The organism is Agrobacterium sp. ST15.16.024 (genome assembly GCF_027956545.1).
GTDB classification, from domain to species: domain Bacteria; phylum Pseudomonadota; class Alphaproteobacteria; order Rhizobiales; family Rhizobiaceae; genus Agrobacterium; species Agrobacterium cucumeris.
Window position 1 is genome coordinate 297,993 of sequence record NZ_JAQKGO010000001.1, and the last position, 25,478, is coordinate 323,470.

Annotated in this window: 27 protein-coding genes; 21 read left to right on the forward strand and 6 right to left on the reverse strand. The window is 59.5% G+C overall.

The window, feature by feature from the left end:
* The first annotated feature begins 8 nt into the window (after nucleotides 1-8).
* From PL640_RS01465 to trmB, 14 genes are all read left to right on the forward strand, one after another.
* On the forward strand, nucleotides 9-500 hold the full coding sequence (locus tag PL640_RS01465; protein WP_046799337.1) for a universal stress protein: 492 nt from the start codon (nucleotides 9-11) through the stop codon (nucleotides 498-500).
* A 142-nt stretch (nucleotides 501-642) separates the two neighbouring features.
* Nucleotides 643-1,206 (forward strand): NifU family protein, encoded by a 564-nt coding sequence (locus tag PL640_RS01470; RefSeq protein ID WP_052820288.1) that lies wholly within the window; start codon nucleotides 643-645, stop codon nucleotides 1,204-1,206.
* A 21-nt stretch (nucleotides 1,207-1,227) separates the two neighbouring features.
* A complete protein-coding gene (gene tsaB / locus PL640_RS01475; protein ID WP_271360604.1) occupies nucleotides 1,228-1,896 on the forward strand; it encodes a tRNA (adenosine(37)-N6)-threonylcarbamoyltransferase complex dimerization subunit type 1 TsaB in 669 nt (222 codons plus the stop codon).
* A 61-nt stretch (nucleotides 1,897-1,957) separates the two neighbouring features.
* Nucleotides 1,958-2,452 (forward strand): GNAT family N-acetyltransferase, encoded by a 495-nt coding sequence (locus PL640_RS01480; protein ID WP_142840924.1) that lies wholly within the window; start codon nucleotides 1,958-1,960, stop codon nucleotides 2,450-2,452.
* A gap of 70 nt (nucleotides 2,453-2,522) precedes the next feature.
* Nucleotides 2,523-2,951, forward strand: a complete 429-nt coding sequence (locus PL640_RS01485; RefSeq protein WP_046799341.1) for a Fur family transcriptional regulator — start codon at nucleotides 2,523-2,525, stop codon at nucleotides 2,949-2,951.
* A 30-nt stretch (nucleotides 2,952-2,981) separates the two neighbouring features.
* Nucleotides 2,982-3,776, forward strand: a complete 795-nt coding sequence (locus PL640_RS01490) for a lysophospholipid acyltransferase family protein (protein WP_271360605.1) — start codon at nucleotides 2,982-2,984, stop codon at nucleotides 3,774-3,776.
* 66 nt (nucleotides 3,777-3,842) lie between these two features.
* Nucleotides 3,843-5,246, forward strand: a complete 1,404-nt coding sequence (gene miaB, locus PL640_RS01495; protein WP_161991303.1) for a tRNA (N6-isopentenyl adenosine(37)-C2)-methylthiotransferase MiaB — start codon at nucleotides 3,843-3,845, stop codon at nucleotides 5,244-5,246.
* A gap of 40 nt (nucleotides 5,247-5,286) precedes the next feature.
* Nucleotides 5,287-6,342 carry a PhoH family protein gene (locus PL640_RS01500; RefSeq protein WP_035241524.1) on the forward strand — a complete coding sequence of 352 codons (1,056 nt, stop codon included), beginning with the start codon at nucleotides 5,287-5,289 and terminating at the stop codon, nucleotides 6,340-6,342.
* A 10-nt stretch (nucleotides 6,343-6,352) separates the two neighbouring features.
* The gene (ybeY, locus tag PL640_RS01505) at nucleotides 6,353-6,859 is read left to right on the forward strand and encodes an rRNA maturation RNase YbeY (RefSeq protein ID WP_035219195.1); all 507 of its coding nucleotides are present in this window, start codon (nucleotides 6,353-6,355) and stop codon (nucleotides 6,857-6,859) included.
* A 15-nt stretch (nucleotides 6,860-6,874) separates the two neighbouring features.
* The gene (locus PL640_RS01510; RefSeq protein ID WP_271360606.1) at nucleotides 6,875-8,020 is read left to right on the forward strand and encodes a hemolysin family protein; all 1,146 of its coding nucleotides are present in this window, start codon (nucleotides 6,875-6,877) and stop codon (nucleotides 8,018-8,020) included.
* A gap of 223 nt (nucleotides 8,021-8,243) precedes the next feature.
* The gene (gene lnt, locus PL640_RS01515; RefSeq protein ID WP_271360607.1) at nucleotides 8,244-9,833 is read left to right on the forward strand and encodes an apolipoprotein N-acyltransferase; all 1,590 of its coding nucleotides are present in this window, start codon (nucleotides 8,244-8,246) and stop codon (nucleotides 9,831-9,833) included.
* A gap of 132 nt (nucleotides 9,834-9,965) precedes the next feature.
* On the forward strand, nucleotides 9,966-10,385 hold the full coding sequence (locus PL640_RS01520; RefSeq protein ID WP_052820310.1) for a helix-turn-helix domain-containing protein: 420 nt from the start codon (nucleotides 9,966-9,968) through the stop codon (nucleotides 10,383-10,385).
* 188 nt (nucleotides 10,386-10,573) lie between these two features.
* On the forward strand, nucleotides 10,574-11,836 hold the full coding sequence (gene metK / locus PL640_RS01525) for a methionine adenosyltransferase (protein ID WP_142840930.1): 1,263 nt from the start codon (nucleotides 10,574-10,576) through the stop codon (nucleotides 11,834-11,836).
* Between the two features lie 113 nt (nucleotides 11,837-11,949).
* Nucleotides 11,950-12,648 carry a tRNA (guanosine(46)-N7)-methyltransferase TrmB gene (trmB, locus tag PL640_RS01530; RefSeq protein ID WP_271360608.1) on the forward strand — a complete coding sequence of 233 codons (699 nt, stop codon included), beginning with the start codon at nucleotides 11,950-11,952 and terminating at the stop codon, nucleotides 12,646-12,648.
* 12 nt (nucleotides 12,649-12,660) lie between these two features.
* On the opposite strand, the gene PL640_RS01535 is transcribed toward trmB, so the two are convergent.
* Nucleotides 12,661-13,560, reverse strand: a complete 900-nt coding sequence (locus PL640_RS01535; RefSeq protein ID WP_271360609.1) for a ribokinase — start codon at nucleotides 13,558-13,560, stop codon at nucleotides 12,661-12,663.
* 53 nt (nucleotides 13,561-13,613) lie between these two features.
* The gene (locus PL640_RS01540; protein WP_271360610.1) at nucleotides 13,614-14,807 is read right to left on the reverse strand and encodes a DNA recombination protein RmuC; all 1,194 of its coding nucleotides are present in this window, start codon (nucleotides 14,805-14,807) and stop codon (nucleotides 13,614-13,616) included.
* Between the two features lie 149 nt (nucleotides 14,808-14,956).
* Here PL640_RS01540 and def point away from each other — a divergent pair, with 149 nt between their 5' ends.
* The 3 genes from def to truA are packed head-to-tail and all read left to right on the forward strand — an operon-like array spanning nucleotide 14,957 to nucleotide 17,255.
* On the forward strand, nucleotides 14,957-15,469 hold the full coding sequence (gene def, locus PL640_RS01545; protein ID WP_271360611.1) for a peptide deformylase: 513 nt from the start codon (nucleotides 14,957-14,959) through the stop codon (nucleotides 15,467-15,469).
* Between the two features lie 50 nt (nucleotides 15,470-15,519).
* The gene (gene fmt / locus PL640_RS01550; RefSeq protein ID WP_271360612.1) at nucleotides 15,520-16,455 is read left to right on the forward strand and encodes a methionyl-tRNA formyltransferase; all 936 of its coding nucleotides are present in this window, start codon (nucleotides 15,520-15,522) and stop codon (nucleotides 16,453-16,455) included.
* Nucleotides 16,455-17,255 carry a tRNA pseudouridine(38-40) synthase TruA gene (gene truA / locus PL640_RS01555; RefSeq protein WP_271360613.1) on the forward strand — a complete coding sequence of 267 codons (801 nt, stop codon included), beginning with the start codon at nucleotides 16,455-16,457 and terminating at the stop codon, nucleotides 17,253-17,255. Before fmt ends, truA begins: the two co-directional genes overlap by 1 nt.
* A 21-nt stretch (nucleotides 17,256-17,276) precedes the next feature.
* Here the strand turns inward: truA and PL640_RS01560 are convergent, their stop codons facing one another.
* Genes PL640_RS01560 through dapD form a run of 3 tightly spaced genes read right to left on the reverse strand, consistent with a single transcriptional unit; the run spans nucleotide 17,277 to nucleotide 19,922 of the window.
* Nucleotides 17,277-17,873 carry a hypothetical protein gene (locus PL640_RS01560; protein ID WP_271360614.1) on the reverse strand — a complete coding sequence of 199 codons (597 nt, stop codon included), beginning with the start codon at nucleotides 17,871-17,873 and terminating at the stop codon, nucleotides 17,277-17,279.
* Complete coding sequence (gene dapE / locus PL640_RS01565; RefSeq protein ID WP_271360615.1) at nucleotides 17,857-19,053, reverse strand: succinyl-diaminopimelate desuccinylase; 1,197 nt, start codon at nucleotides 19,051-19,053, stop codon at nucleotides 17,857-17,859. The genes PL640_RS01560 and dapE overlap by 17 nt, the downstream gene beginning before the upstream one ends.
* A gap of 14 nt (nucleotides 19,054-19,067) precedes the next feature.
* Nucleotides 19,068-19,922, reverse strand: a complete 855-nt coding sequence (dapD, locus tag PL640_RS01570; RefSeq protein WP_046799357.1) for a 2,3,4,5-tetrahydropyridine-2,6-dicarboxylate N-succinyltransferase — start codon at nucleotides 19,920-19,922, stop codon at nucleotides 19,068-19,070.
* 137 nt (nucleotides 19,923-20,059) lie between these two features.
* Here dapD and PL640_RS01575 point away from each other — a divergent pair, with 137 nt between their 5' ends.
* The gene (locus PL640_RS01575; protein ID WP_371338184.1) at nucleotides 20,060-20,926 is read left to right on the forward strand and encodes an LOG family protein; all 867 of its coding nucleotides are present in this window, start codon (nucleotides 20,060-20,062) and stop codon (nucleotides 20,924-20,926) included.
* A 165-nt stretch (nucleotides 20,927-21,091) separates the two neighbouring features.
* Nucleotides 21,092-23,425, forward strand: a complete 2,334-nt coding sequence (locus tag PL640_RS01580; protein ID WP_271360616.1) for a methyl-accepting chemotaxis protein — start codon at nucleotides 21,092-21,094, stop codon at nucleotides 23,423-23,425.
* Between the two features lie 72 nt (nucleotides 23,426-23,497).
* Here PL640_RS01580 and PL640_RS01585 read toward each other — a convergent pair whose 3' ends face one another.
* Complete coding sequence (locus PL640_RS01585; RefSeq protein WP_271361430.1) at nucleotides 23,498-24,442, reverse strand: nucleoside hydrolase; 945 nt, start codon at nucleotides 24,440-24,442, stop codon at nucleotides 23,498-23,500.
* A 206-nt stretch (nucleotides 24,443-24,648) separates the two neighbouring features.
* On the opposite strand from PL640_RS01585, the gene PL640_RS01590 reads away from it, so the two are divergent.
* Both PL640_RS01590 and PL640_RS01595 read left to right on the forward strand, forming a co-directional pair.
* Entirely contained in the window at nucleotides 24,649-25,074 is a 426-nt protein-coding gene (locus PL640_RS01590; RefSeq protein ID WP_271360617.1) for an Hsp20 family protein, read from the forward strand.
* A 56-nt stretch (nucleotides 25,075-25,130) separates the two neighbouring features.
* Nucleotides 25,131-25,388 carry a DUF1150 family protein gene (locus PL640_RS01595; RefSeq protein ID WP_003493591.1) on the forward strand — a complete coding sequence of 86 codons (258 nt, stop codon included), beginning with the start codon at nucleotides 25,131-25,133 and terminating at the stop codon, nucleotides 25,386-25,388.
* Nucleotides 25,389-25,478: the final 90 nt, after the last annotated feature.

Here is a 25,478-nt window from a genome sequence, read left to right on the forward strand (position 1 = left end):
AGTGCGGAATGGTTTCAACACGGCTGTCGCGTCTGGAAGGGCATCGTCGCAAATTTCTCGCTGTTATCGACGACACACCGGAATGCGAAAGGGCCGTGCATTATGCCGGTCGTCGCGCCAAGAATTCCAATGGCGGGCTGGTGCTGCTCTACATGATCCCGGAAGGCGATTTCCAGCAATGGCTGGGTGTCGAGCAGATCATGCGGGCCGAGGCCCGCGAGGAGGCGGAAGCCACGCTTGCCAAGATTGCCCAGAAGGTGCGTGAGACAATCGGCATCGAGCCTGAAGCGGTGATCCGCGAAGGCAGCGCCACCGAGCAGATCCACGGGCTGATCGAGGAAGACCGCGATATCGCCATTCTCGTGCTGGCGGCGGGTTCGACAAAGGAAGGGCCGGGGCCGCTCGTTTCTTCCATCGCCGGGCGAGGGGCAGCCTTCCCCATTCCCGTCACTGTCCTGCCGGATACGCTCACGGATGAGGAAATCGACGCACTATGCTGATCCGGGTTTCGGACAAGATTTAGGGGCTGACGATTTCTTGAATGTAATTATCATGTCAGGGCTTGAAGTGAAGCTTCGCCGGGCGTATTTTGGAAGAATTCTAAATTACGAGGCGTGAACCGCGACCTCGAAGGAGACGATGATGTTCATTCAGACGGAAGCCACGCCCAACCCCGCCACGCTGAAGTTTTTGCCCGGCAAGGTGGTGCTGGAAAGCGGGACAGCTGAGTTTCTCAATCCTTCGCAGGCGCAGGCCTCTCCGCTGGCGGAGCGTCTCTTTACGATTCCCGGCGTCACCGGCGTTTATTTCGGCTTCGATTTCATAACCGTCACCAAAGACGATGCGGAATGGCAGCACCTGAAGCCCGCCATTCTCGGTTCGATCATGGAACACTTCATGTCCGGTCGCCCGATCATGGGTACGGCGATTGCGGCGGAAGTTTCGGACGAAGAGGACGAGTTTTTCGAAGAGGGTGACGAGACAATCGTCGCCACGATCAAGGAACTGCTGGAAACCCGCGTGCGCCCCGCCGTGGCGCAGGATGGCGGCGACATCACTTTCCGCGGTTTCCGTGATGGCACCGTGTTCCTGAACATGAAGGGCGCCTGCTCGGGTTGCCCGTCCTCCACGGCCACGCTGAAGCACGGCGTTCAGAACCTGCTTCGCCATTTTGTGCCGGAAGTGCGCGAAGTCGAAGCGGTATGACATCGTAAGCCAGGTCCCGACATGATTGTTCTCGCACTCGACACCTCAGGTGTGGATTGTTCCGCCTGCGTTTATGACAGCACCTCCGACAGGGTGCTCGGCGAGGTGTGCGAAATGATCGGCAAGGGCCATGCCGAAAGGCTGATGGCCGTCATCGATGGCGCCCTGCAGCAGGCGCAACTCCCGCTGCAGAAGGTTGAGCGTATTGCCGTGACCATCGGTCCGGGCTCCTTCACTGGCATTCGTGTCGGTGTTGCCGCTGCGCGCGGCTTTGCCCTGTCGCTTGGCGTCGAGGCCGTTGGCATCACCACGCTTGAAACGCTTGCCCTGCATCATCTGCTGACAACCCCCGGCCGGCCCGTGGCCGTCGGGCTGGATGCCAAACGTGGCGAAGCCTATCTCCAGACTTTCGCGGCGGAAGGATCGCCGCTCGCTGAGGCGAAGCTTCTGTCTCTGGATGACGCCAGGGGCGTTGTTTCCGGTTTCGATGGTGCCGTGATTGGTTCGGCCGCGCCGCTGTTTGCAGGAGAGGAAATCGGCTCGGGGCCGGACCATTTCCCGATTGCTTCGGTTGCGCGCTCGGCGGCGCGCAAGCCGGCGGGTCAGCCGAAACCGGCGCCGCTTTATCTGCGCGGTCCGGATGCCCGTCCGCAAACCGGTTTTGCGCTGGCACGCCAGGACGTTGCCTGATAGGGCATTGCCCGTGAATGATTCCTGTAATGCCCGATTCTTGTGATGCCAGATTCCTATTATGTTTGACGAATATCTGAGCTGGAAACCCTATTTCGAGATCGTGCCGATGCAGCATGAGGATTGCGCCGCGGTGGCGGAACTGCATGCGCTGCGTTTTCCGCGCCCGTGGAATGACGGTGAATTTTCCGGGCTGTTGACGCAAGGTTCGGTTTTTGGCGCCGTCGCCCGCCAGACCAACGCGTTCTTCAGCAAGCCTCTCGGCGGTTTTGTGCTGGCGCGGGAAGTGGCGGGCGAGGCGGAAATCCTGACCGTTGCGGTTTCCGACAAGTTCGGACGCACCGGTCTCGGCTGGCGCCTGATGCAGTCGGCGGTACGTGAAGCGATGATGCGCGGCGCTGAAACCATGTTTCTCGAGGTGGACAACGGCAACACCTCCGCTCTCGGGCTTTATAAAAAGCTCGGCTTCAAGACGGTTGCGGAGCGCAAGGCCTATTATACCTCCAGGGATGGAACCAAGTCGACGGCGCTTGTCATGCGCCGCGATCTTCGCTAGTTCCCTGCGACAGGCATTTTTTCGGCGAGAGCCGCAAAATTCAACCGGAATACTCAAAAGGCCAGAAGACGTGATAGACCTTTCGAAAACGCTGGAGGAGCTTTGTGCCGAGCGCGGCATGCGGATGACGGACCAGCGCCGCGTCATTGCCCGTGTCCTGCAGGAATCGGCCGACCATCCGGATGTCGAGGAATTGTACCGCCGTTCCTCCGCCGTGGATCCGCGCATCTCGATTTCCACCGTCTACAGAACGGTGAAGCTGTTCGAAGATGCCGGTATCATCGAACGGCACGATTTTCGCGATGGCCGTTCGCGTTATGAGACCGTGCCCGAAGAGCACCACGATCATCTGATCGATCTGAAGAACAGCGTGGTCATCGAGTTTCATTCGCCGGAAATCGAAGCGCTGCAGGAAAAGATCGCTCGCGAGCACGGCTTCAAGCTGGTGGATCACCGGCTGGAACTCTACGGCGTGCCGTTGAAGCCCGACGAACGCTGAGACGCCGGTGAACAAACGGGCGTTTCACTCATGATGTGGCTGCGCACAGCCTATATCGCGATCGTTCTCCTGATCGTCACGCTGATCCTGCTGCCGCTGCAACTGCTGGGCCTTGCCTTCGACTGGCGGCTGCGTCGCCGTATTCCCCGCCTATGGCATCGCATTGCCTGTCATGTTCTCGGCATTCGTGTGCATGTTCACGGAGAGGTGGAGCGGGCAAAACCGCTGATGCTTGCGGTCAACCACGCCTCGTGGAAGGACATCCTCGTTCTCGGCAGCATTGCCGACGTTGTGTTCATTGCCAAGACGGAAGTGCGGGACTGGCCGGTTTTCGGCTGGCTCGCCCGCCTGCAGAAAAGCATCTTCGTCCAGCGCGAGCAGAAGCGCAGCACCGGCGCACAGGTCGGCGAGATCGCTGCCCGCATGGCCGACGGCGAGATTGTCGTGTTGTTTCCGGAAGGCACCACTTCGGATGGGAACAGAATGCTGGCGGTGAAATCCTCGCTGTTCGGTGCCGCCTCCACCGCCGCTGAACAGGTGCCGGGCAAGCTGGTTTATGTGCAGCCGGTTGCGATTGCCTATACGCGGGTACATGGCATGGCCATGGGCCGTTATCATCGGGTTATTGCCGCCTGGCCGGGCAGCATAACGCTGGTGCCGCATCTGCTTGGCATCATCAAGGCCGGCGCCATTGATGTGGACGTGACCTTCGGCGAGAGTGTTCCATTTCACAGCACGGATAACCGCAAGCGCCTGGCGACTGATATCGCTGCTTCCATCCGTTCCATGCTGGCCTTCAGCCTGCGCGGCGGCTGGCGGAAATAGCGGTGTCGTCGCTCTTTCCGGGATTTTTTTGTTTAATCTGGCCGGGAAAAACACTAAATAGCGGCCATGACCCAGGAAACGCTTGGCCTTGACGCCCCACACATGATTGCCCGCGAGGGCTCTAACAGCCGCAAGGTCTTTATCAAGACCTATGGCTGTCAGATGAACGTCTACGATTCCGTCCGCATGAGTGATGCGCTGGCGAAGGACGGTTATGTTCAGACCGAAGATATGGGCGAGGCGGATCTGGTTCTGCTGAACACCTGTCATATCCGCGAAAAAGCGGCTGAAAAGGTCTACTCGGCGCTTGGCCGTCTACGCGACATGAAAAAATCGCGTGAAGAGCAGGGCCGCGAATTCATGATCGGCGTTGCCGGCTGCGTGGCGCAGGCCGAAGGCGAGGAAATTCTTCGCCGCGCGCCCGCCGTGGACGTCGTCATTGGCCCGCAGACCTACCACCGCCTGCCGGATGCCCTGAAGCGGGTGCGCGGCGGTGAACGCGTCATCGAGACCGAATATGCGGTCGAGGACAAGTTCGAGCATCTGCCGGTCGCCGAAAAGGCGACGTTGCGCACGCGCGGCGTCACCGCGTTTCTGACGGTGCAGGAAGGCTGCGACAAGTTCTGTACCTTCTGCGTCGTACCCTATACCCGTGGCTCGGAAGTCTCCCGTCCCGTGCGGCAGATCGTCGATGAGGCGATGAAACTGGTGGATGCCGGCGTGCGGGAGATCACGCTGCTTGGACAGAACGTCAACGCCTGGCAGGGCGAAGGCCCGAAGGGCGATAAATGGGGCCTTGCCGAACTGCTTTACCGGCTGGCGGAGATTCCGGGTCTTGCCCGGCTTCGCTACACCACCAGCCATCCGCGTGACATGGACGATCGGCTGATCGGCGCCCATCGCGATCTGCGTATCCTGATGCCTTACCTGCATCTGCCGGTACAATCAGGGTCGGATAGCATTCTGAAAGCGATGAACCGTCGCCATACGGGCGAGGAATATATCCAGCTTATCGAAAAAATCCGCACCGCCCGCCCTGATATCGCCATGTCGGGAGATTTTATTGTCGGCTTCCCCGGCGAGACGGATCGCGATTTCGAAGACACGATGGCGATGGTCGAGACGGTGAAATACGCGCAGGCTTTTTCCTTCAAATATTCCACCCGTCCCGGCACGCCGGGCGCTGACCTTAACGATCAGGTCGAGGAAGAGGTAAAGGCCGAGCGGCTGGAGAGATTGCAGGCGCTGTTGCTGCGGCAGCAGAAGGAATTTGCGGAATCGCTGGTCGGAAAGACCATGGATGTGTTGCTGGAAAAGCCCGGCCGCATGCCTGAACAGTTGATAGGTCGCTCCCCCTGGCTGCAATCCGTGAATCTTGATGCAAAGACTTTGAAAATCGGTGACATTGTTAATGTACGAATCACCGCAACGGGTCCAAACAGCTTGTTTGCCGAGGTGGCAGAGAGTTAGAGTGAGGAGCCGACACTGATTGGGACAGGAGCCTGACCGCTTGAACGCACATGAATTGGTATCACCTTCATCGCGCCAGCCACGCCAAGCCGCGACCGACGCCAATCACTTCGTCCTCACGTTCGAGAATAACAGGATAGCGGGAGAGCTATTCGGTCAGTTCGATCAGAACCTGAAATTGCTGGAACAGCGCCTCAACATTGATGCGCGCCCGCGCGGCAATTCCGTCGCCATCACCGGTGATGTCGTCGCCACCAATCAGGCCCGCCGGGCGCTGGATTTCCTCTACGAACGTCTGCTCAAGGGCGGAACCGCCGAGGTTTCCGACGTGGAAGGCGCGATCCGCATGGCGATGGCCGCGGACGATCAACTGACCTTGCCGACGATGGAGCGCAAGGCGAAGATTTCCATGGCGCAGATTTCCACCCGCAAGAAGACCATCGCTGCCCGCACGCCGACGCAGGATGTCTATATGCGGGCGCTGGAGCAATCCGAGCTGGTTTTCGGCGTCGGCCCTGCCGGCACCGGCAAGACCTATCTTGCCGTGGCGCATGCCGCACAGCTTCTGGAGCGCGGTGCGGTTGACCGTATCATCCTGTCGCGTCCTGCCGTCGAGGCGGGCGAACGGCTGGGCTTCCTGCCGGGCGACATGAAGGAAAAGGTCGATCCCTATCTTCGTCCGCTTTATGACGCGCTTTATGACATGATGCCGGGTGACAAGGTGGAGCGCGCCATTCAGGCAGGCGTCATCGAAATCGCCCCACTCGCCTTCATGCGCGGCCGCACCCTTGCCAACGCCGCCGTCATTCTGGACGAAGCCCAGAACACCACGACGATGCAGATGAAGATGTTCCTCACCCGTCTTGGTGAAAACGGCCGCATGATCGTGACCGGCGACCCGAGCCAGGTGGATCTGCCGCGCGGCGTGAAATCCGGTCTTGTCGAGGCCCTGCAGATCCTCACCGATGTGGAGGGCGTGTCGGTCGTGCGCTTCAAGGATGTCGACGTCGTGCGTCATCCGATGGTGGCGCGCATTGTCCGGGCGTATGAATCCCACACGGCGGTGCCGGATGAAAGCCTCGTGAAGGGCAGCTGACGTAAAGACAATGACAGCTCTGGATATTCAAATCAGCGTCGAGGCCGAAGGCTGGTCCTCGGAAGAGGACTTGGCTGCCTTTGCCACCAAGGTGCTGGACGCGGCGGTCGATTTTCTGAAGCGGGAAGAGGAGCAACCCTTCCCGAAAATGCCGGTGGAGCTGTCGCTGGTCTTTACCGACGATGAAAATATTCGGGAAATCAATGCCGAGTGGCGCGACAAGGACAAGGCGACCAATGTCTTGTCTTTCCCCGCTTTTCCGCTGGAACCGGGCGGTATGCCCGGCCCGATGCTGGGCGATATCGTCATCGCGCGCGAGACGGTTGAGCGCGAGGCCCTTGAACTTGACAAGAGTTTCGAGGATCATCTGACCCATCTGCTCGTTCATGGGTTCCTGCATTTGTTTGGTTATGACCACATGGACGAGGAAGAAGCGGAAGAAATGGAGTCGCTTGAGACTCGCATTTTGGCGGTGCTTGGCCTATCTGATCCATACGCGGGTCAGGAACCGCTTTGAATATTGTCTGGAGCCATGAACGAACATTCTGCACGACCTGCCAATGAGGGCAGAGAAAACGGCGAGCAGTCCTCCTCGGAAGAGGGCAGTAGTCATTTACGTCAAGACTACAACGCAAAGCCGAGATCGACGATCTGGTCGCGCATCGCGCGGTTGCTGAGACCGTCTCAAGGCGAGCGCCTGCGCGAGGATTTGACCGACGCGCTGATGGATGACACCGAAATCGGTGCCGCCTTTTCGCCCGAAGAACGGGCGATGTTGAACAATATCCTGCGTTTCCGTGAGGTTAGGGTCGAAGATATCATGATCCCGCGGGTCGATATTGACGGTCTCGACCAGAACATGACAATCGGCGAGGCGCTGATCCTCTTTGAGGAAACCGGGCGCTCGCGCATGCCGGTCTATGACGAAACGCTGGATGACCCGAAGGGCATGATCCACATTCGCGATCTCTTGGCGTACGTCGCAAAGCAGGCCCGCAACAAGCGCCGGGCGGGATCGCGCAGCGTCGCTTATGGCGAAGCGAAAGCGCCGCGTTCGCCGCGCCCGAATTTCGATCTGGCGCGGGTCGATCTGGAGCAGACGGTTGCCGATGCCGGGCTGGTGCGTAAAATTCTGTTCGCGCCGCCTTCGATGCTGGCCTCCGATCTTTTGAAGACCATGCAGGCCCAGAGAACCCAGCTCGCTCTCGTGATCGATGAATATGGTGGCACCGACGGTCTCGTCAGCCACGAAGATATCGTCGAGATGGTCGTCGGTGATATCGACGACGAGCACGACAAGGACGAGGCGATGTTTTCGCGCCTGTCCCCCGACGTGCTTGTGGCCGATGCCCGCGCCGAACTCACCGAGCTTGCCGAGGCGATCGGGCCGGAATTCGATGTCCGCGAACATCTGGAAGAAATCGATACGCTCGGTGGGCTCATCTTCTTTGCGCTCGGCCGTATTCCGGCCAAGGGCGAGGTGGTCCGGGCCGTGCCCGGTTTCGAATTCCAGATTCTCGATGCGGATACACGGCGCATCAAGGGCGTCCGCATTGTCCGCAATCACGGCTCGGAAGGGCAGGATGATCGTGCGCCAGGCGACGCCCGCGCTAACGAGGTGATTGCGTTGCCCGCGCCGGATGTGCGCCTTATCACGCACCAGCAGAATGCCGACTGAACAGGAACCGACGGGATAATACCCGTCGGTTCGCTGCTTCAATATCGATTTGACCGCTCCTGATGCTTCTGTGGGCCGACGAAAAACACGCCCGGTCATCAGGGCGTCCTCCACTCCTGTGGACTGCGAATCTTTTTTCCGTTACTCCGGGTCTGAGGGAAAATTCCGCGGCGCCGCCTTGCCGGGAGCGGTCTTTTCCGGACGCGCATAAAACGGAGATGGCATGGAGCGTCTTGCAGGCAGGGTAATGCTGGCCGGTGGCAAAAGCCGAGCAGTGATGGCGATTGCCGCAGGCGCGGTTGGTGCGCTGGCTTTGCCTCCATTCGGTTTTTTCGCGGCGCTGTTTTTCTCCTTCACCCTGCTTGTCTGGCTGGTGGACGGCTGCACCGGCAAGCCCGGCGGCGGCGTCTTCAGCCGCATCCTGCCCGCTTTCGGCATCGGCTGGTGTTTCGGCTTCGGCTATTTCGTAGCGGGCCTTTGGTGGCTGGGTAATGCCCTGTTGCTGGAGGCAGACGAATTCGCCTGGGCACTGCCGCTCGCCATCATCGGCCTTCCGGCTCTTCTTGCGCTGTTTTATGGTTTTGCAGTCGCTGCGGCCAACATCGTCTGGTCGGATGGTCTCGGCCGTATCGCCGCCCTTGCCGCCGCATTCGGCCTGTTTGAATGGCTGCGCAGTTTTGTTGCGACCGGTTTTCCCTGGAACGCCATCGGCTACGGCATCATGCCCATTCCGGTCATGATGCAGTCCGCGCATCTGCTAGGGCTTTTCAGCGTCACCACGCTTGCCGTGTTCATTTTCGCCGCGCCGGCCCTGATCGGCACGAAAAAAGGCATGTGGCCGGGCCTCGCTCTGGCGGGCCTGCTGCTGGCCGGCCATTTTGGGTATGGCTTCTATCGCCTTCAGACACCGGTGGAAACGTCGCAGGACGCACTGACGGTCAGGATCGTACAGCCGTCCATAGACCAGTCCCGCAAAATGCTGAATGCCGACCGTGCGGAGATTTTCGGTGAACATCTGCGGCTGACGGCGCTACCGCCCGGCGAAGGGAAAAAGCGCCCTGATATCGTCGTATGGCCGGAAACCTCCGTGCCCTTCATCCTGACGCAGAACCCGGATGCTTTGGCGGAAATCGCAAAAACGCTGGAGGATGGGCAAATCCTGTTCACCGGCGCTGTCAGAATGGAAGATCAGGGTGCCGGTCGGCCACCACGTTATTACAATTCCGTCTATGCGATCGACAGCCAGGGCGAAATCCTCGCCGCAAGCGACAAGGTTCACCTGACGCCCTTTGGCGAATACGTCCCCTTCGAAGGCATTCTGCGTGAGTTCGGCATCGACAATGTCATCAGCCTGCCGGGTGGTTTTTCGGCCGCCTCGTCGCGCACGCCCCTGACGTTGCCGTCCGGCAAGACTTTTTATCCCCTGATCTGTTACGAGATCATTTTTCCGGGTGAGATGACGCCGGGTCTGGCGGGTTCGGCAGCAATTCTGAACGTGACAAATGACGGCTGGTTCGGCGACACGCCTGGCCCCTATCAGCACTTTTTACAGGCAAGAGTCCGTGCGGTTGAAACGGGCGTGCCGGTGATTCGCGGCGCCAATACCGGAATTTCGGCTGTCATCGACCCCTATGGTCGCATTATTGCCGGGTTGGATTACGGTCGGGTTGGCATTGTTGACGCCACTTTGAGTGGTGGGTCAAACGACGCATTTACTTACGACACACATCGGACGTATTTCTGGTTGATTTTTTCAATCATGCTAATCGTTGCGGTATTTCCTGCCTGGAGTTTTGCTCGGCGTCAGAATTGACCGGGAACTCCCGCAATTGCATAGTGAATACGTCAGTCGTAAAACAAGTTTAGACGCTGTCGAAATGCAGCTCATTTATTCGAATAGTAATGAAGCGAGATATCAACCCTTTCCGAGTGTCAGGACCGCATGATGACCGAGAATAAGAAAAAGCCTAACCCCATCGACATTCATGTCGGAAGCCGAATTCGTCTTCGCAGAACCATGCTCGGCATGAGCCAGGAAAAGCTGGGCGAAAGCCTTGGAATTACCTTTCAGCAAATCCAGAAATATGAAAAGGGCACGAACCGCGTCGGTGCGAGCCGCCTTCAGAATATTTCCGCGATCCTCAACGTTCCGGTGTCCTTCTTTTTCGAAGATGCTCCCGGTGATCAGGTTGGCGGCGCATCCGGCATGGCGGAAGCCTCCAGCTCCAATTACGTGGTTGACTTCCTGTCCTCGGCTGAAGGTTTGCAGCTGAACCGCGCTTTTGTGAAGATCGCCGATCCCAAGGTCCGCCGTCGTCTCGTTGATCTCGTCAAGGCGCTCGCCGCCGAAGGAGACGCGGAGTAAGTCTCCACAGTTGATGCCCATAATTTCCGGCAAGGGCGCCGGACACTCAACGGTCCGCAAGGGCCGTTTTTTTGTGCCGGATTAGAAAGGAATTCTCACATAAAGATATATTTATGTGGTTGTGTCCTTGTTTTTCGCGGCCGAAATGACTAACAAACTCGAAGACCGTTCTTTGAGGGGAATCCCGCATGCGTGCCAATTACCTGTTCACCAGCGAGTCCGTGGCCGAAGGTCATCCGGACAAGGTTTGTGACCGTATTTCCGATGAAATCGTCGATCTCATTTATCGTGAAGCGTCCAAGACGGGTGTTGACCCCTGGACCGTGCGCATCGCATGCGAGACGCTTGCGACGACCAACCGCGTCGTCATCGCCGGTGAGGTTCGGGTTCCCGATACCCTGCTGAAGAAGGACAAGGACGGCAAGGTCGTCAAGGACGCCTCCGGCCATCCGGTCATCAATCCTTCCAAGTTCAAGTCCGCGGCCCGCAAGGCGATCCGCGACATCGGCTACGAGCAGGATGGTTTCCACTGGAAGACCGCCAAGATCGATGTTCTCCTGCATCCGCAGTCGGCAGACATCGCGCAGGGCGTCGACAATGCTTCCGACAAGCAGGGTGACGAAGGTGCCGGCGACCAGGGCATCATGTTCGGTTACGCCTGCAAGGAAACGCCGGACCTGATGCCGGCCCCGATCTATTATTCGCACCGTATCCTGCAGCTGCTCGCCACCGCCCGCAAGAGCGGCGAAGGCGAAGCGGCAAAGCTCGGCCCTGATGCCAAGAGCCAGGTGACGGTTCGTTACGTTGATGGCAAGGCTTCGGAAGCCGTATCCATCGTTCTGTCCACGCAGCATCTCGATGCAAGCTGGGATTCGAAGAAGGTTCGCGCCGTTGTCGAACCCTATATCCGCGAAGCTCTGGGCGACCTGAAGATCGCTGACGATTGCCAGTGGTACATCAACCCGACGGGCAAGTTCGTCATCGGCGGTCCTGATGGCGATGCCGGCCTGACCGGCCGCAAGATCATCGTCGACACCTATGGCGGTGCTGCCCCCCATGGTGGCGGTGCATTCTCCGGCAAGGACACGACCAAGGTCGACCGTTCCGCCGCCTATGCCGCCCGCTACCTTGCCAAGAACGTTGTGGCTGCCGGTTTGGCCGAGCGCTGCACGATCCAGATCTCCTACGCTATCGGCATCGCCCAGCCGCTGTCGATCTATGTCGATCTGCACGGCACGGGCAAGGTCAGCGAAGATCAGGTTGAAGGTGCGATCCGCAAGGTCATGGACCTGTCGCCTTCGGGCATCCGCCGTCATCTCGATCTTAACAAGCCGATCTACGCCAAGACCTCCTCTTACGGCCATTTCGGTCGCAAGGCCGGCCGTGACGGCTCCTTCTCCTGGGAGAAGCTTGACCTGGTGAAGCCGCTCAAGGAAGCTTTGAGCGCCTAACACTTGTTATTTGGCGGCGATTGAGAGATACCGTCACCAACTTTTTGTAACCCGCATAGTGCCATTCATCTGGCGCTGTGCGGGTTAAATCTATTTGTTCTTGAGAGTATGACATGACGGAAGAACGGCGTTCGCGCGCAACGGAAGCGTTTTTTGGCAGACGCAAGGGCAAGCCTTTGCGCAATCAGCAGGTCGACACGATCGAAAACCTGCTGCCTTTGCTGAAAATCGATCTGGGGCGCACACCGCCGCAAAATCTGGCGGCTCTCTTTCCTGCGGATGTGAGATCGGTTCGTCTGGAGATCGGTTTTGGCGGCGGCGAGCATCTTGCCCATCGCGCGGTTGAAAACCCCGAGACAGGCTTTATCGGCGTCGAGCCCTTCGTCAATTCCATGGCCAAGCTGCTCGCAACCGTGCGCGAACGCGAGTTGATGAATATCCGCCTTTACGATGATGACGCGACGCAATTGCTGGACTGGCTGCCGGAAGGATCGATCGATCACATTGATCTTCTCTACCCTGATCCGTGGCCGAAGAAAAAGCACTGGAAGCGCCGTTTCGTGTCCGACGTCAATCTTGCCCGCTTCCACAGGGTGCTGAAACCCGGCGGCAAGTTCTGCTTCGCTTCGGATATCGACACCTACGTCAACTGGACGCTGCAGCATTGCGCTCGCCATGGCGGTTTTGAGTGGACGGCGACGAGCGCTGACGACTGGCGCACGCCCTATGCCAACTGGCCGGGCACGCGTTATGAGAACAAGGCGAAAAGAGAAGGCCGCAGCTCGGCCTATCTCACCTTTATTCGTCGCTGAGCGGCTGAAGTCTCAGATATTCGCATCCACTTCTGCGGCAAGCGGAATGGAAGGCTGGGCGCCGGCGCGGGTGCAGGCAAGCGAACCTGCGACGGCGGCACGCTTCAGCGCCTTTTCGAAATCCATCCCCTGATCAAGGCTGGCAGCGAGATAACCGCAGAACGTATCGCCTGCGCCAACCGTATCGACGGGTACGATCTTCAGGCCGGCGGCCCGGTACAGCTTGCTATTGCGAATGGCGATCACGCCGTCCGCTCCAAGTGTGACGATCAATGTCTGGCCGGTTTTTTCATGTAAGGCCTTGAGTTCGTTTTCCCGCTCCAAACCGGAAAGCCCGTTCTTGCCGATCAGCAATTCGAACTCGGTTTCGTTGGCGATGACGATATCTGCAAGGCCGGCAAGGCGCGGTCCGTCTGCGGTCAGCGGCGCAGTATTGATGACGGTGGTGACGCGCTTCGCCTTTGCGGCCGTCAGCGCCGCTTCGATGGCGGATGCGGGTATTTCGAACTGCAGCATCAGAATATCGCCCGCCGACATCTCCGCCACGACCTTGGCGGCGTCGGATGCCGACACCTCGCCATTGGCGGCGGGAATGACCGAGATCATGTTCTCTCCGCCTTCACCAATGAGGATCATCGCCGTGCCGGTCGGGCCCGGCGCGGTCTTGACGAGCGAGAGGTCGGTGCCGGCATCACGCAACAATGTCAGCGCCGGTGCGGCAAAGGTATCGTCACCCGCTGCACCGGCCATTTTGACCGTGGCGCCCGCCCGCTTTGCGGCAAGCGCCTGATTGGCTCCTTTTCCGCCCGCCGCGGTGGAGAAGCTCTCTCCTGTCACGGTTTCACCGGGTTTTGGAAGGCGTTTGGCGGTGGCGATGAGATCCATGTTGATGGAGCCGAAAATAGTAATCATGGGCGGCATGTCCGTATGAAATTCAAGCGAGACGGCGACTTTGCCCGAGACGATCACTCGTCGTCAACTACCCGTAATTTGGCCGCACCGGCTCTGTTATCCGCAAAGCGGCGGGCCTGCTCGATTTCCCCATGCGCAGCTTCTTTTTCTGTCGGCGAAAAATCGAGGCCCTCAATTTTTTGGCCACGCGCCAAGACCTTGTCGGAGGAAATCAGCATCATGTCGACGTCCTTCTGCGCCAGCCCAAAATGGGCCTGCAGCTTGCGCGTCCGGTCGTCCAGGCGCCGCACATCGTCCATCAGCAACGCCACTTCGCCTTGAATGAGATGCGCCTGCTCGCGCATGCGCTGATCTTTCAGCACCGACTGGATGACCTGCACTGACAGCATCAGAAGGGACGGCGATACGATGACGACGCGAGCCCGATGGGCGCGCTGCACAAGATATTCGAAATGCTGGTGAATATCAGCGAAGATCGATTCGGACGGCACGAAGATGAAGGCCGTATCCTGCGTCTCGCCGCGGATGAGGTATTTCTCGGCCACGTCGCGAATGTGCACTTCCATATCGCGCCGGAACTGCTGAATGGCGGCGCGCTTCGCTTCCGGCGACTCATCTGCTTTCAGTGCGTTCCAGGCTTCCAGCGGAAACTTGGCGTCGATGACAAGCGGCGGCGCGTTATTCGGCATCTTGATGGTGCAGTCCGGCCGGTAACCGTTCGAAAGTGTGGGCTGAAGCTCGAAAGCACCTGCGGGAAGTGCATCGGCAATCAGCGCCTCCATGCGCGCCTGTCCGAAGGCGCCTCGCGTCTGCTTGTTGGAAAGGATCGCCTGCAGCCCGACCACATCCTTGGCCAGATCCTGAATATTGCCCTGTGCGGCATCGATGACCGCCAAGCGCTCCTGAAGACGGCTCAGATTCTCATGCGTTGATCGGGTCTGCTCCGTCAGCGTTTCGCCCAGCCGCTGCGACATGCCGTCGAGACGCTGGTTGAGCGTCTGGCTCATCTCGGTTTGGCGTGTGCCAAGCGTCTCCGCCATGGCGGCAATCCGGCCGTGCAGTTCGGACTGGGTTTTCAGAAGGTCGGAGATTTCTCCATCCGCTCCCGCTTTTTTCGCGCGGTTCGTTGTAACCAGCCATGTGATCGCCAGACCGAAAACCAGAGCCGCGAGTAGCGCGCCGAAGCTGATATCGACGGAACCGGCCCGCAATGCTGGATCGAGGAGAACGGATAAATCTATGCTCATGATTAAATCTAGCAGATTTCTTGTGATTCGTAAGATCAAAACAAGAACATTCCTGCGGCGGAAATGAGTCCGGCAGAGCGGAAGCCCGGCGCGGTTTGACCGCTGGTGTTTTTTATTTCCTCCGCGCAAGAGATACGTTATGGGAAGCCATGACTATCAAACCGCTTATCATTTTGCCCGATCCCGTGCTGCGCCAGCAATCGAAACCCATCGAACAGGTGGATACCGAAGTGCTGCGCCTTGCCGACGACATGCTGGAAACCATGTATGATGCGCCGGGCATTGGCCTTGCCGCCATCCAGGTCGGCGTGGCGCGCCGCATGCTGGTGATTGACGTTGCGCGTGAAGGCGAGGAAAAGACCCCCGTCGTCTTCATCAACCCGGAAATCCTCAAGGTATCGGACGATATTTCGACCTATGAGGAAGGCTGCCTCTCCATTCCCGATTATTACGCCGAAGTCGAGCGCCCAGCGGCGCTGACGGTGCGCTACGTCGGCCGTGACGGCAAGCAGCAGACCGTCGAGGCGGATGGACTTCTCGCCACGTGCCTGCAGCATGAGATCGATCACCTGAACGGTGTTCTGTTCATCGACCATATTTCGCGGCTGAAACGCGACATGGTCATCAAGAAATTCACCAAAGCGGCCCGCGCAAAGGTCTGATCCGTTCTCCTTGTCTGGAGACGGAAGGGCACAAAGGGCAGGGGGCGACGATGTCTCTTCGCATCATCTTCATGGGCACGCCGGATTTTTCCGTTCCCACCTTGCGTGCATTGGTGGAAGCGGGCCACGAGGTCGTTGCCGTTTATACGCAGCCGCCGCGTCCCGGCGGTCGTCGTGGCCTCGATCTGCAGAAGTCTCCCGTGCATCAGGCGGCCGAACTTCTGGGCCTGCCCGTGCTGGCGCCCGTGAACTTCAAGGCCGAGGAAGATCGCCAGCAGTTCCTGGACTTCAACGCAGATGTGGCGGTTGTCGTGGCTTACGGGTTGCTGTTGCCTGAAGCGATCCTCACCGGCACGCGCCTTGGCTGTTATAATGGTCACGCCTCCCTGCTGCCGCGCTGGCGGGGTGCGGCTCCCATCCAGCGGGCGATCATGGCCGGCGATGCCGAGACCGGCATGATGGTCATGAAAATGGAAAAGGGGCTCGATACCGGCCCCGTAGCGCTGACCGCAAAGGTCGCGATCGGCGAGAATATGACAGCCGGCGAGTTGCACGACAGTCTCATGCTCGCAGGCGCGCGGCTGATGCGGCAGGCGATGGACAGGCTGGAAGCAGACGACCTGCCCCTCGTCACACAGGCCGAAGAGGGTGTTGTTTACGCGTCGAAGATCGATAAGGGGGAGACCCGTATCGATTTCTCCCGCCCTGCACAGGATGTCCATAACCATATTCGCGGCCTCTCGCCGTTTCCCGGTGCATGGCTGGAAATGGATATTGGCGGCAAGGCCGAGCGCGTGAAGGTTCTGGCCTCTGAGCTGGCAAGTGGCATGGGAGAAGCGGGCACCGTGCTGGACGACGCCCTCACCATTGCCTGCGGCAGCGATGCCGTTCGGCTCACGCGCCTGCAAAAGGCGGGCGGCAAGCCGATGTCGGCCGCCGATTTCGTTCGTGGCACCCCCGTTCCCGTCACAACGAGGCTCGGCTGATGCCGCGCTTCCGCATGACCGTCGAATATGACGGTTCACCCTATTTCGGCTGGCAAAGACAGGATAACGGCCCCTCGGTTCAAGGCGCGCTGGAGGCTGCCGTCCGGTCACTGACAGGGGAAACCGTTTCCATTCGCGGTGCGGGCCGTACCGATTCCGGCGTACATGCCGTCGGGCAGGTGGCCCATGCCGATCTTTCTCGCGACTGGGAGCCTTACAAGCTTCGCAATGCGTTGAACGCCCATCTGGCGATGGCGAAGGAGGCCGTCTCGGTTCTGGACGTCGCAGCCGTAACGGAAGATTTCGACGCCCGTTTTTCCGCCACCCGCCGCCATTATCTCTATCGCATCATTTGCCGGAAGGCTCGGCTGGCGCTGGAACACAAACGTGCATGGTGGGTCTCGAAAGACATGGACCATGAGCGTATGCATGCGGCTGCGCAGATGCTTGTCGGCCGGCATGATTTCACCACCTTTCGCTCGGTTCATTGCCAGGCGAACAGCCCGATCCGGACACTCGACCGGCTGGATGTGACACGCAATGGCGACCTCATCGAAATCCGCGCGACGGCGCAGAGTTTCCTGCATAACCAGATCCGCTCTTTCGCTGGTACGCTGAAAATGGCCGGTGAAGGCGCCATGACACCGGAGGATGTGCGCGCGGCACTGGAAGCACGGGATCGCAAGGCCTGCGGCCCTGTCGCCCCGCCGGACGGTCTTTATTTCATGCAGGTGGATTATCCTGATGTCATTCCGCCGCGTGTGCATTCAAAAGTCGAGACCGTGGAAGACGCGGACTGACCCAGAAGTCAGTGTCGACTATCAAGCCGGGTAGACGCCAAGAAAACGCTGCAGCGCCTCCGACAGAAGCATGCCCGGCACCAGCAGCGTCATGACGATGGCGGAGACGAGCAGCGACTGGTCACGGATGAAGAACCGCACGATCCGCGAAAAGGCGAAGACCAGCGACAGAAGCAGCGCCAGCCACAGGATGGCGATCAGCCCCTGCAGGGGCGGCAGGAAGAATGCGATCAGGATCAGAATGGCATAGGCATAGGAAAACGGCAGCGACAGCCAGTTCATGGTGGTGACCAGCGGCGCGAATTTTTCCCGTGCGCCGAAGGCGAACAGCAGCATGCCGATTAGCAGCAGCGGCACGATCCAGCAGATGGCTTCGACCATCGCCAGACGGAAAAAGAAGATCAGCCCGGTTTCGGTGCCCGGTGGGCATCCGGCAAGGAAGGCCGCGCGCAGCCACAGCCAGGACACCAGCATGGCGGGCAGGCACCAGAGGGCAGAATAGAAGGAGCGCCACATGCCGCGCTCGGAGAGATCCAGATAACGCGCACCGGTATGGTCGCCGAGCAGCAGCAGCCACAGGCCCTGCAGATAAAGCCTTATTTCACTTGCCGTCGGCATGGGCAAACCAGCGTTCGATAAAGGTTTCGTAGATACACGTCAGCGTCTCTAGATCGGCAACCGCCACACGCTCATCGACCATATGCATCGTTTGTCCGACGAGGCCGAATTCCACCACCGGGCAATAATCCTTGATGAAGCGGGCATCCGAGGTGCCGCCCGTGGTCGAAAGCTTTGGTTCCTTGCCGGTAACGGCCTCGACAGCGCCTGACAGCGACGAGATGAGCGCATTGTTGCGCGTCAGGAAAACGTGGGCCGGCCGGTCCGCCCAGACGATCTCGTATTTGACCGGGCTGCGGTCAGGGCGAAGCTCACCTTCGGTGGCAGCCGCATCCAGACGGCGGATGATTTCCGCCCGCAGGCTTTCGGCTGTCCAGGTATCGTTGAAACGAATGTTGAAGGCCGCTGTCGCCCGTGAGGGGATGACATTTGTGGCGGCATTGCCGGTATCGACGGTGGTGACTTCCAGATTGGAGGGCTGGAAATTATCCGTGCCGTGATCGAAAGGCGGGTGCATCAGCGCATGGGTCAGCTGCAGCAGCCCGCGAATGGGGTTGTCGGCGAGATGCGGGTAGGCGGCATGGCCCTGAACGCCATGCACCGTTAACCGGCCGGAAAGCGATCCGCGACGACCGATCTTGATCATGTCGCCCAGCTGGTCGGGATTGGTCGGCTCCCCCACCACGCAGGCATCCCATGTCTCGCCTTTGGCAGCGGCCCATTCCAGCAGCTTGGAGGTGCCGTTGATTGACGGGCCTTCCTCGTCGCCGGTAATCAGGAAAGAAACGGAGCCCTGCGGTTTGCCGTGTTTTTCGATATGGCGGGCAATGGCCGCGACGAAACAGGCAATGCCGCCCTTCATATCCACCGCACCGCGGCCGTACATTTCCCCGCCGGCAATCTCTGCCGAGAAGGGGGGATGGCTCCATGCGGCCTCGTCACCCACGGGAACGACATCCGTATGGCCCGCAAACATCAGATGCGGACCTTCGGTGCCGAGCCGGGCATAGAGGTTTTCCACGTCAGGCGTTCCCGCCTCGCTTGCAATCATCCTTTCAACCGCAAAGCCAAGCGGCGAAAGCAGGCTGTCGAGCAGGGAAAGCGCGCCGCCTTCCGCAGGCGTCACCGACGGGCAACGGATGAGGGCGGCGAGATTGGCAACGGGATCGGTCGTGGTCATGGTATCAGCTTTTATCAGTCGCGCAGAAGCTCGTTGATGCCGGTCTTGGAGCGGGTCTTTTCATCGACGCGCTTGACGATCACGGCGCAATAGAGGCTTGGGCCCGGCTCGCCGTTCGGGAAAGGCTTGCCCGGCATGGTGCCGGCAACGACGACGGAATAGGGCGGAACTTCGCCATAGGTGATTTCGCCGGTGGCGCGATCGACGATCTTGGTCGACTTGCCGATGAAGACGCCCATGCCGAGAACGGCGCCTTCGCGCACGATGCAGCCTTCAACGACTTCCGAGCGGGCGCCGATGAAGCAGTTATCCTCGATGATGGTCGGGCCGGCCTGCAGCGGCTCCAGAACGCCGCCAATGCCAACGCCGCCGGAGAGGTGCACATTCTTGCCGATCTGCGCGCAGGAACCGACGGTTGCCCAGGTGTCGACCATCGTGCCTTCATCGACATAGGCACCGAGATTGACGAAAGACGGCATCAGCACGACGTTCTTGGCCACGTAAGCCGAACGGCGCACGACGGCATTCGGCACGGCGCGGAAACCGGCGGCACGGAACTGGTTTTCACCCCAGTTTTCGAACTTCGACGGCACCTTGTCCCACCAGGTGGATTCACCCGGTCCGCCGGTGACGATTTCCATGTCGTTGAGGCGGAAGGACAGAAGCACGGCCTTTTTCAGCCACTGGTTCACCTTCCAGTTGCCATCCGCCTGCTTTTCAGCCACGCGCGCCTTGCCGCTATCGAGAAGTTGAAGAGATGTGTTCACCGCATCGCGAACCTCGCCCTTCGTCGATACGTTCACGCCATCGCGGTTGTCAAAGGCGGTTTCGATGATGGTTTCGAGGGAGGTGAGATCCGTAAGGCTCATGGAAAATTCCTTAAAGTCGCGTGTGGTCGTGGTCACGGCAGGTCCCGCGCCGCTGGAAGGCTTTGGCCATTTGATCTAAGGGAGTGTTGGAAAGGCGTCAATGTGATTTGGGTGATTTGGCGCGTCAGACGAAAGGCATGGAAATGACACGACTGAAAAATGGCAAATTGCGGCGTAAGGATGGGGTATGGGACCCCTTGAAGCGCAGCTCTGCGGACAAGCAGCAGGCCGAGGTCGTTCCGAAAACACCGCAGTCGGATTCCCCGTCTTACCGACTTGCCTATGTGGACATGGATTTCCTCTGCCGTGAGGAATTGCGTCCCGTCAGGCTGCAGCTGGAACTTCTGAAGACGGAAATGGCGCTCACCGAACGCGGCATCAAATCCACCGTCGTCATGTTCGGCGGCGCCCGCATTCCCGAACCCGGTGGCGAGGCCTGGGCGGCGCGCAACGAAACGCAGAAGCGCAATCTGGAGCAATCCTCCGTCTATTACGACGAGGCGCGCAAATTTGCCCGGCTGTGCACCGACTATGCCGCGAAATCCGATCATCTCGAATATGTCGTGGTCACCGGCGGCGGCCCCGGTGTCATGGAAGCGGGCAATCGTGGTGCGGCCGATGTGGGCGGCCCGTCGATCGGTCTCAACATCGTTCTGCCACATGAACAGGCGCCGAACCCCTATGTCACGCCGGAGCTGAGCTTCAATTTCCACTATTTCGCCATCCGCAAGATGCATTTCCTGATGAGGGCGAAGGCCGTGGTGATCTTCCCCGGCGGTTTCGGTACGCTGGATGAGCTCTTCGAGACGCTGACGCTTATCCAGACCAAGCGCATGGCGCCCATTCCGCTCATCCTGTTCGGCGAGAAGTTCTGGCGCTCGGTGGTCAATTTCGAATTCCTGGCGGATTTCGGCACCATCGCCCCGGAAGATATGGAATTGCTGCATTTCGCCGAAACGGCTGACGATGCATGGGAAATCATCTCAGCCTATTACGAACACTGATTTTTGCTTGGCGCGACGAAGTAAATTTTAGGGCTTAATTAGCAAAGATACTCTAATTTTGCCTCGTCGCGCTGCAGCGCACTGTCCATGCGGACGGGCCTCCATGACGGAGATTTATCATCCGTTGACGTCAGCCTCCCGGCAGACGATTTGATCGAGGCCAAAATGTTCAATTTCAAAGTGAAGTCGCTTGCGACCAAGCTTATCCTCGTTACCGGCTGTGCCATCACCACGGTCCTTGTCGCATCGAATTCCTTCCTCATTTCCCAGACCAGCGAGCGCGTCCATGCTTTGACCATGGATCAGGCCAATACCGAGGCGCGCGCCATCGCCAACGTCATCGCCGCCGATGTGGGTGAGCTTGGCAGCGCCGCGCGTTCCATGGCCGGTGTCATCGGCCGCGCGCATCAGGCGAAATCGATGGATCGCCCCGGCATCGTCAATATTCTCAAGGCCAATGTCGAGCAGAATACTTTCGCTTTCGGAAGCTGGTTCTGCGAGCAGCTCGGCCTTTTCGACGGCCAGAGCACCGAGATTGCCAACAGGCTCGATCTCGGCACCAATAAAAATGGCGTCTTCGCCCCCTATTGGTCGAAGACCCAGAAGGGTGACATCCAGTTCTCGACTTTCGATAATGACTACGCCGCCGAATGGTGGGCGCTTGCTGCCAAGACGGGCAAGGGCGCCATCACCCAGCCATATCTGGCGCAGGGCACGGAAGTTCCCACCACCATGACCTCGCTTGCCTATCCCGTCATGTCCGACGGCAAGATGATTGGCGTTGCCGGCGTCGATATTTCGCTGGCCTCGCTGTCGCAGAAGCTGCAGGCGCTGCGTCCTTTCGAAACCGGCCGCGTGACACTCGTGTCACAGGGCGGCCAGTGGCTGGTGCCGCCGACGCCCGAGCAGAACATGAAGGCATATGACGGAGACGGCGCCAGCGCCATTCAGGCGGCGCTCGCTTCCGGCAAGCACGGTCTCATCGAAAATCTCGGCCTCGATACCGATGCGCCCTATAACCGCCTCGTCTATCCCTTTGCGGTTCCGGGCCTCAACGCCACCTGGGTCGTGCTGGTGGACATTCCGCATCAGGCACTGAACGCGCCGGTGGAAGAGCAGACCTACATGATGATCATCGGCGCGCTTGTCATTCTCGCCGCCGTCATCACCGCACTTTATTTCGCCGTGCGTCACTTCGTCGGCAACCCGCTCGCCTCGCTGGTTTCGGATGTGCGGACGCTGAGCGAAGGCCGTTACGATGAACCGGTGTCCGGGCAGGACCGCCGGGATGAAACGGGGGCTGTTGCCACCGCGCTGGAAGGCTTCCGCGCAAAACTCGCCGGCATTCGTGAAATGGAAGCGGACGCCGCTGTCCAGCGTGGCAATGCGGAAACGGCACGTCAACGGTCGGAATCCGAGCGCACGGAAAATAGCCGCATGCAGCAACACATCGTCAGCGTGCTCGGCTCGGGTCTCAATGCGCTTTCGCAGGGCAACCTCACCTACCGCATCGAGGACGAATTCCCTGGCGACTATGCGAAGCTGCGCAGTGATTTCAACTTGGCGCTAGCAAGCCTCGAGGAAACCGTCTCCACGGTCAATGCGACGGTTGTCACCATCGGCAATGGCACCGGTGAGATCACCCGCGCTGCCAGCGATCTTTCCCACCGCACGGAACAGCAGGCCGCAAGTCTCGAAGAAACCGCCGCAGCCCTCAACCAACTGACCGCACAGGTCAATTCCAGCGCGGAAAATGCCGCGCAGGCGGCCGGTGCCGTCAGCCATGCCTGCGATGACGCCGGCAAGTCGGGTGAGGTGGTGCAGCAGGCCGTCAACTCGATGCAGGGCATCGCGCAATCGTCGGCGGAAATTTCCCGCATCATCGGTGTGATTGATGAGATCGCCTTCCAGACCAATCTTCTGGCGCTGAATGCCGGTGTGGAAGCTGCCCGCGCAGGGGATGCCGGCAAGGGCTTTGCGGTTGTCGCGCAGGAAGTGCGCGAACTGGCGCAACGGTCTGCAACCGCTGCCAAGGAGATCAAGGGACTGATCAACACCTCGGCCACCCAGGTGGGCGAGGGCGTCCAGCTGGTCGGCAAGGCCGGCGAGACGATGAAGAACATCGCTGATCAGGTTTTGCAGATCAACCAGCTGATACGCCAGATTTCCGCTTCCGCCAGCGAACAGGCGGTAGGTCTGAAGGAAATCAATTCCGCTGTTACCCAGATGGATCAGGTCACCCAGCAGAATGCGGCGATGGTGGAAGAAACCACGGCGGCCAGCGTGACGCTGAACGGCGAGGCCGAAACGCTGAAATCGCTCGTGGCCGGTTTTGCGGTGTCCGGTAGTCAACCCAGCCAGCAATTGCGCTCCGCGGCAGCTGCCATGCGCGCACCCTCGGCTCCGGCCGCAGCACCGGCCCGCTCGACGGCATCGCGTCCCCGTCCAAGAACCAGCGGCGCAAACGCACTGGCGCAGGATGACTGGACGGAATTCTGACGGTTTTCCCAGCTTCAAATAAAAAGGGCCGCTGGTATCGCCAGCGGCCCTTTTTTCATTCCTGCGTTCCGGTCAGAGCCGGGCAAAACGTTCCGTCAGCAACTCAAAGAAACCGTCCGCATCCACGTTGCGCATCACGCGGGCATTGGCGGGGCGTTCGGTCACGCGCCACCAGTCAACCACCGTCATGCCCATGGTCAGTTCGGACGTGGCCTCGATTTCGACGTTACACTCGCGACCCTGAAACAGCTCGGGTTTGATGAGATAGGCAATGACGGATGGATCGTGCAGCGGGCCGCCGTCCGAACCGTATTTCTCGATGTCGAAGCGCTCGAAGAACTCCAGCATTTCCGCCATGGCGATGGCCGGGCGTGTGCCGATGTCGCGAATGCGGCTGACCCGCGCCTTGGTGGTCAGAAGCTTATGGGTGACGTCGAGCGGCATCATGACAACAGGAATGCCGGCACGGAAGACGATATCGGCAGCCTGCGGATCGACATAGATGTTGAACTCGGCCGCCGGCGTGATATTGCCGCCCTCGAAGAAGCCGCCGCCCATCATCACCAATTCCTGGATGCGGTCGGCAATCTCGGGCGCTTTAAGCAGTGCCAGCGCCACATTGGTGAGCGCCCCGAGCGTGCAGAGCGTCACCGTGCCGGCGGGTTCCCGCATCAGCGTTTCGATGATGAAATCGACCGCATGCTGCTTTTGGGCCTCCATCGTCGGTTCATCGAGAACAGGGCCGTCGAGACCGGTGCTGCCGTGAACATGCTCGGCGGTAATGGGCTTGCGCACCAGCGGCTTCTCTGCGCCCTCATAGACGGGAATATCGGTGCGGCCGCACAATTCGCAGATGATGCGAATATTGCGGCTGGTCAGTTTCAGCGGGACGTTGCCGGCGACGGCGCACAATCCGAGAATGTCGATTTCGTCAGGGCTTGCGAAAGCGAGCATGATTGCCGCCGCGTCGTCCTGGCCCGGATCGGTGTCGATGATGATTTTTCTGCGTTCTGCCATGTCTTGCCCGCCGTTGAGGTGAGCGCTTTTTTCGAGCGACGGATGCTCACTTGTCAAGCGCATTCCTCGGCGCCCCCTTCGCGCCGTTCTCCCGTCTTGCGCATCGCGGCTTGGCTTCCCATATTGTTTGAGCCGGTTCGATTGACCGGCAAGGTTGCCGGAAGCGGGACCGCGAAACGTCGCTTGGTTGCAAGGACAGAAAAGATATGAGCCGCATGACGCCATTCACCCACCCGCTTCTGCTGGGCTTTGATGCCATGGAAAAAACGCTGGAGCGCATGGCGAAGGCCAATGACGGCTATCCCCCCTATAACATCGAACGGCTGCCGGGGGCCGGAGACGTGCCGGAGCGCCTGCGCATCACCATCGCTGTTGCCGGGTTTTCACAGGACGACCTGGATGTGACGACAGCCGACAACCAGCTTGTCATTCGCGGTCGCCAGCAGGAACAGGAAAAGCGGGATTTCCTCTATAGGGGCATTGCGGCGCGCCAGTTCCAGCGGGTCTTCGTGCTTGCCGATGGCATGCAGGTCAGGGAAGCGCGCATGCGCAACGGCCTTCTTTCCATCGATCTGGTGCGGCCTGAAATTTCGAACGTGGTAAAGAAAATTAATATTTCCGTCTCAGAGTAGAACGTGAACGCCGGAATCGGACATGAATCGCTCGGCGTGAAGAAGGAGGCTGAAATATGCTTTTAAAAGAAGCGCATGCGCGTCTCACCCGATCCCAGCTCGCCCATATCGGCGAAGGAGAAGTGGGATATATCCGCAAAATCCGTGCGGAAGACGTAAGCCGCTGTTTCCCGGAAGCGCCTGATCTCGATCCGCAACTGGATCTCTGGGCGCTGTTTGGTGCGGATGGCACGCCGATCCTCCTGACCGACAACCGTTCAAGTACCTTTTTCAAGGCTGCCGAAGACGATCTCAAGACCGTCAGCCTGCACTAGAGCATTTCCCGTAAAAGTGCATAGCGGTTTTACGTCTGGAAAACGCGTGCAAATAAATAGATGGAGAGTTTACGGGAAAAGTGAATCCCT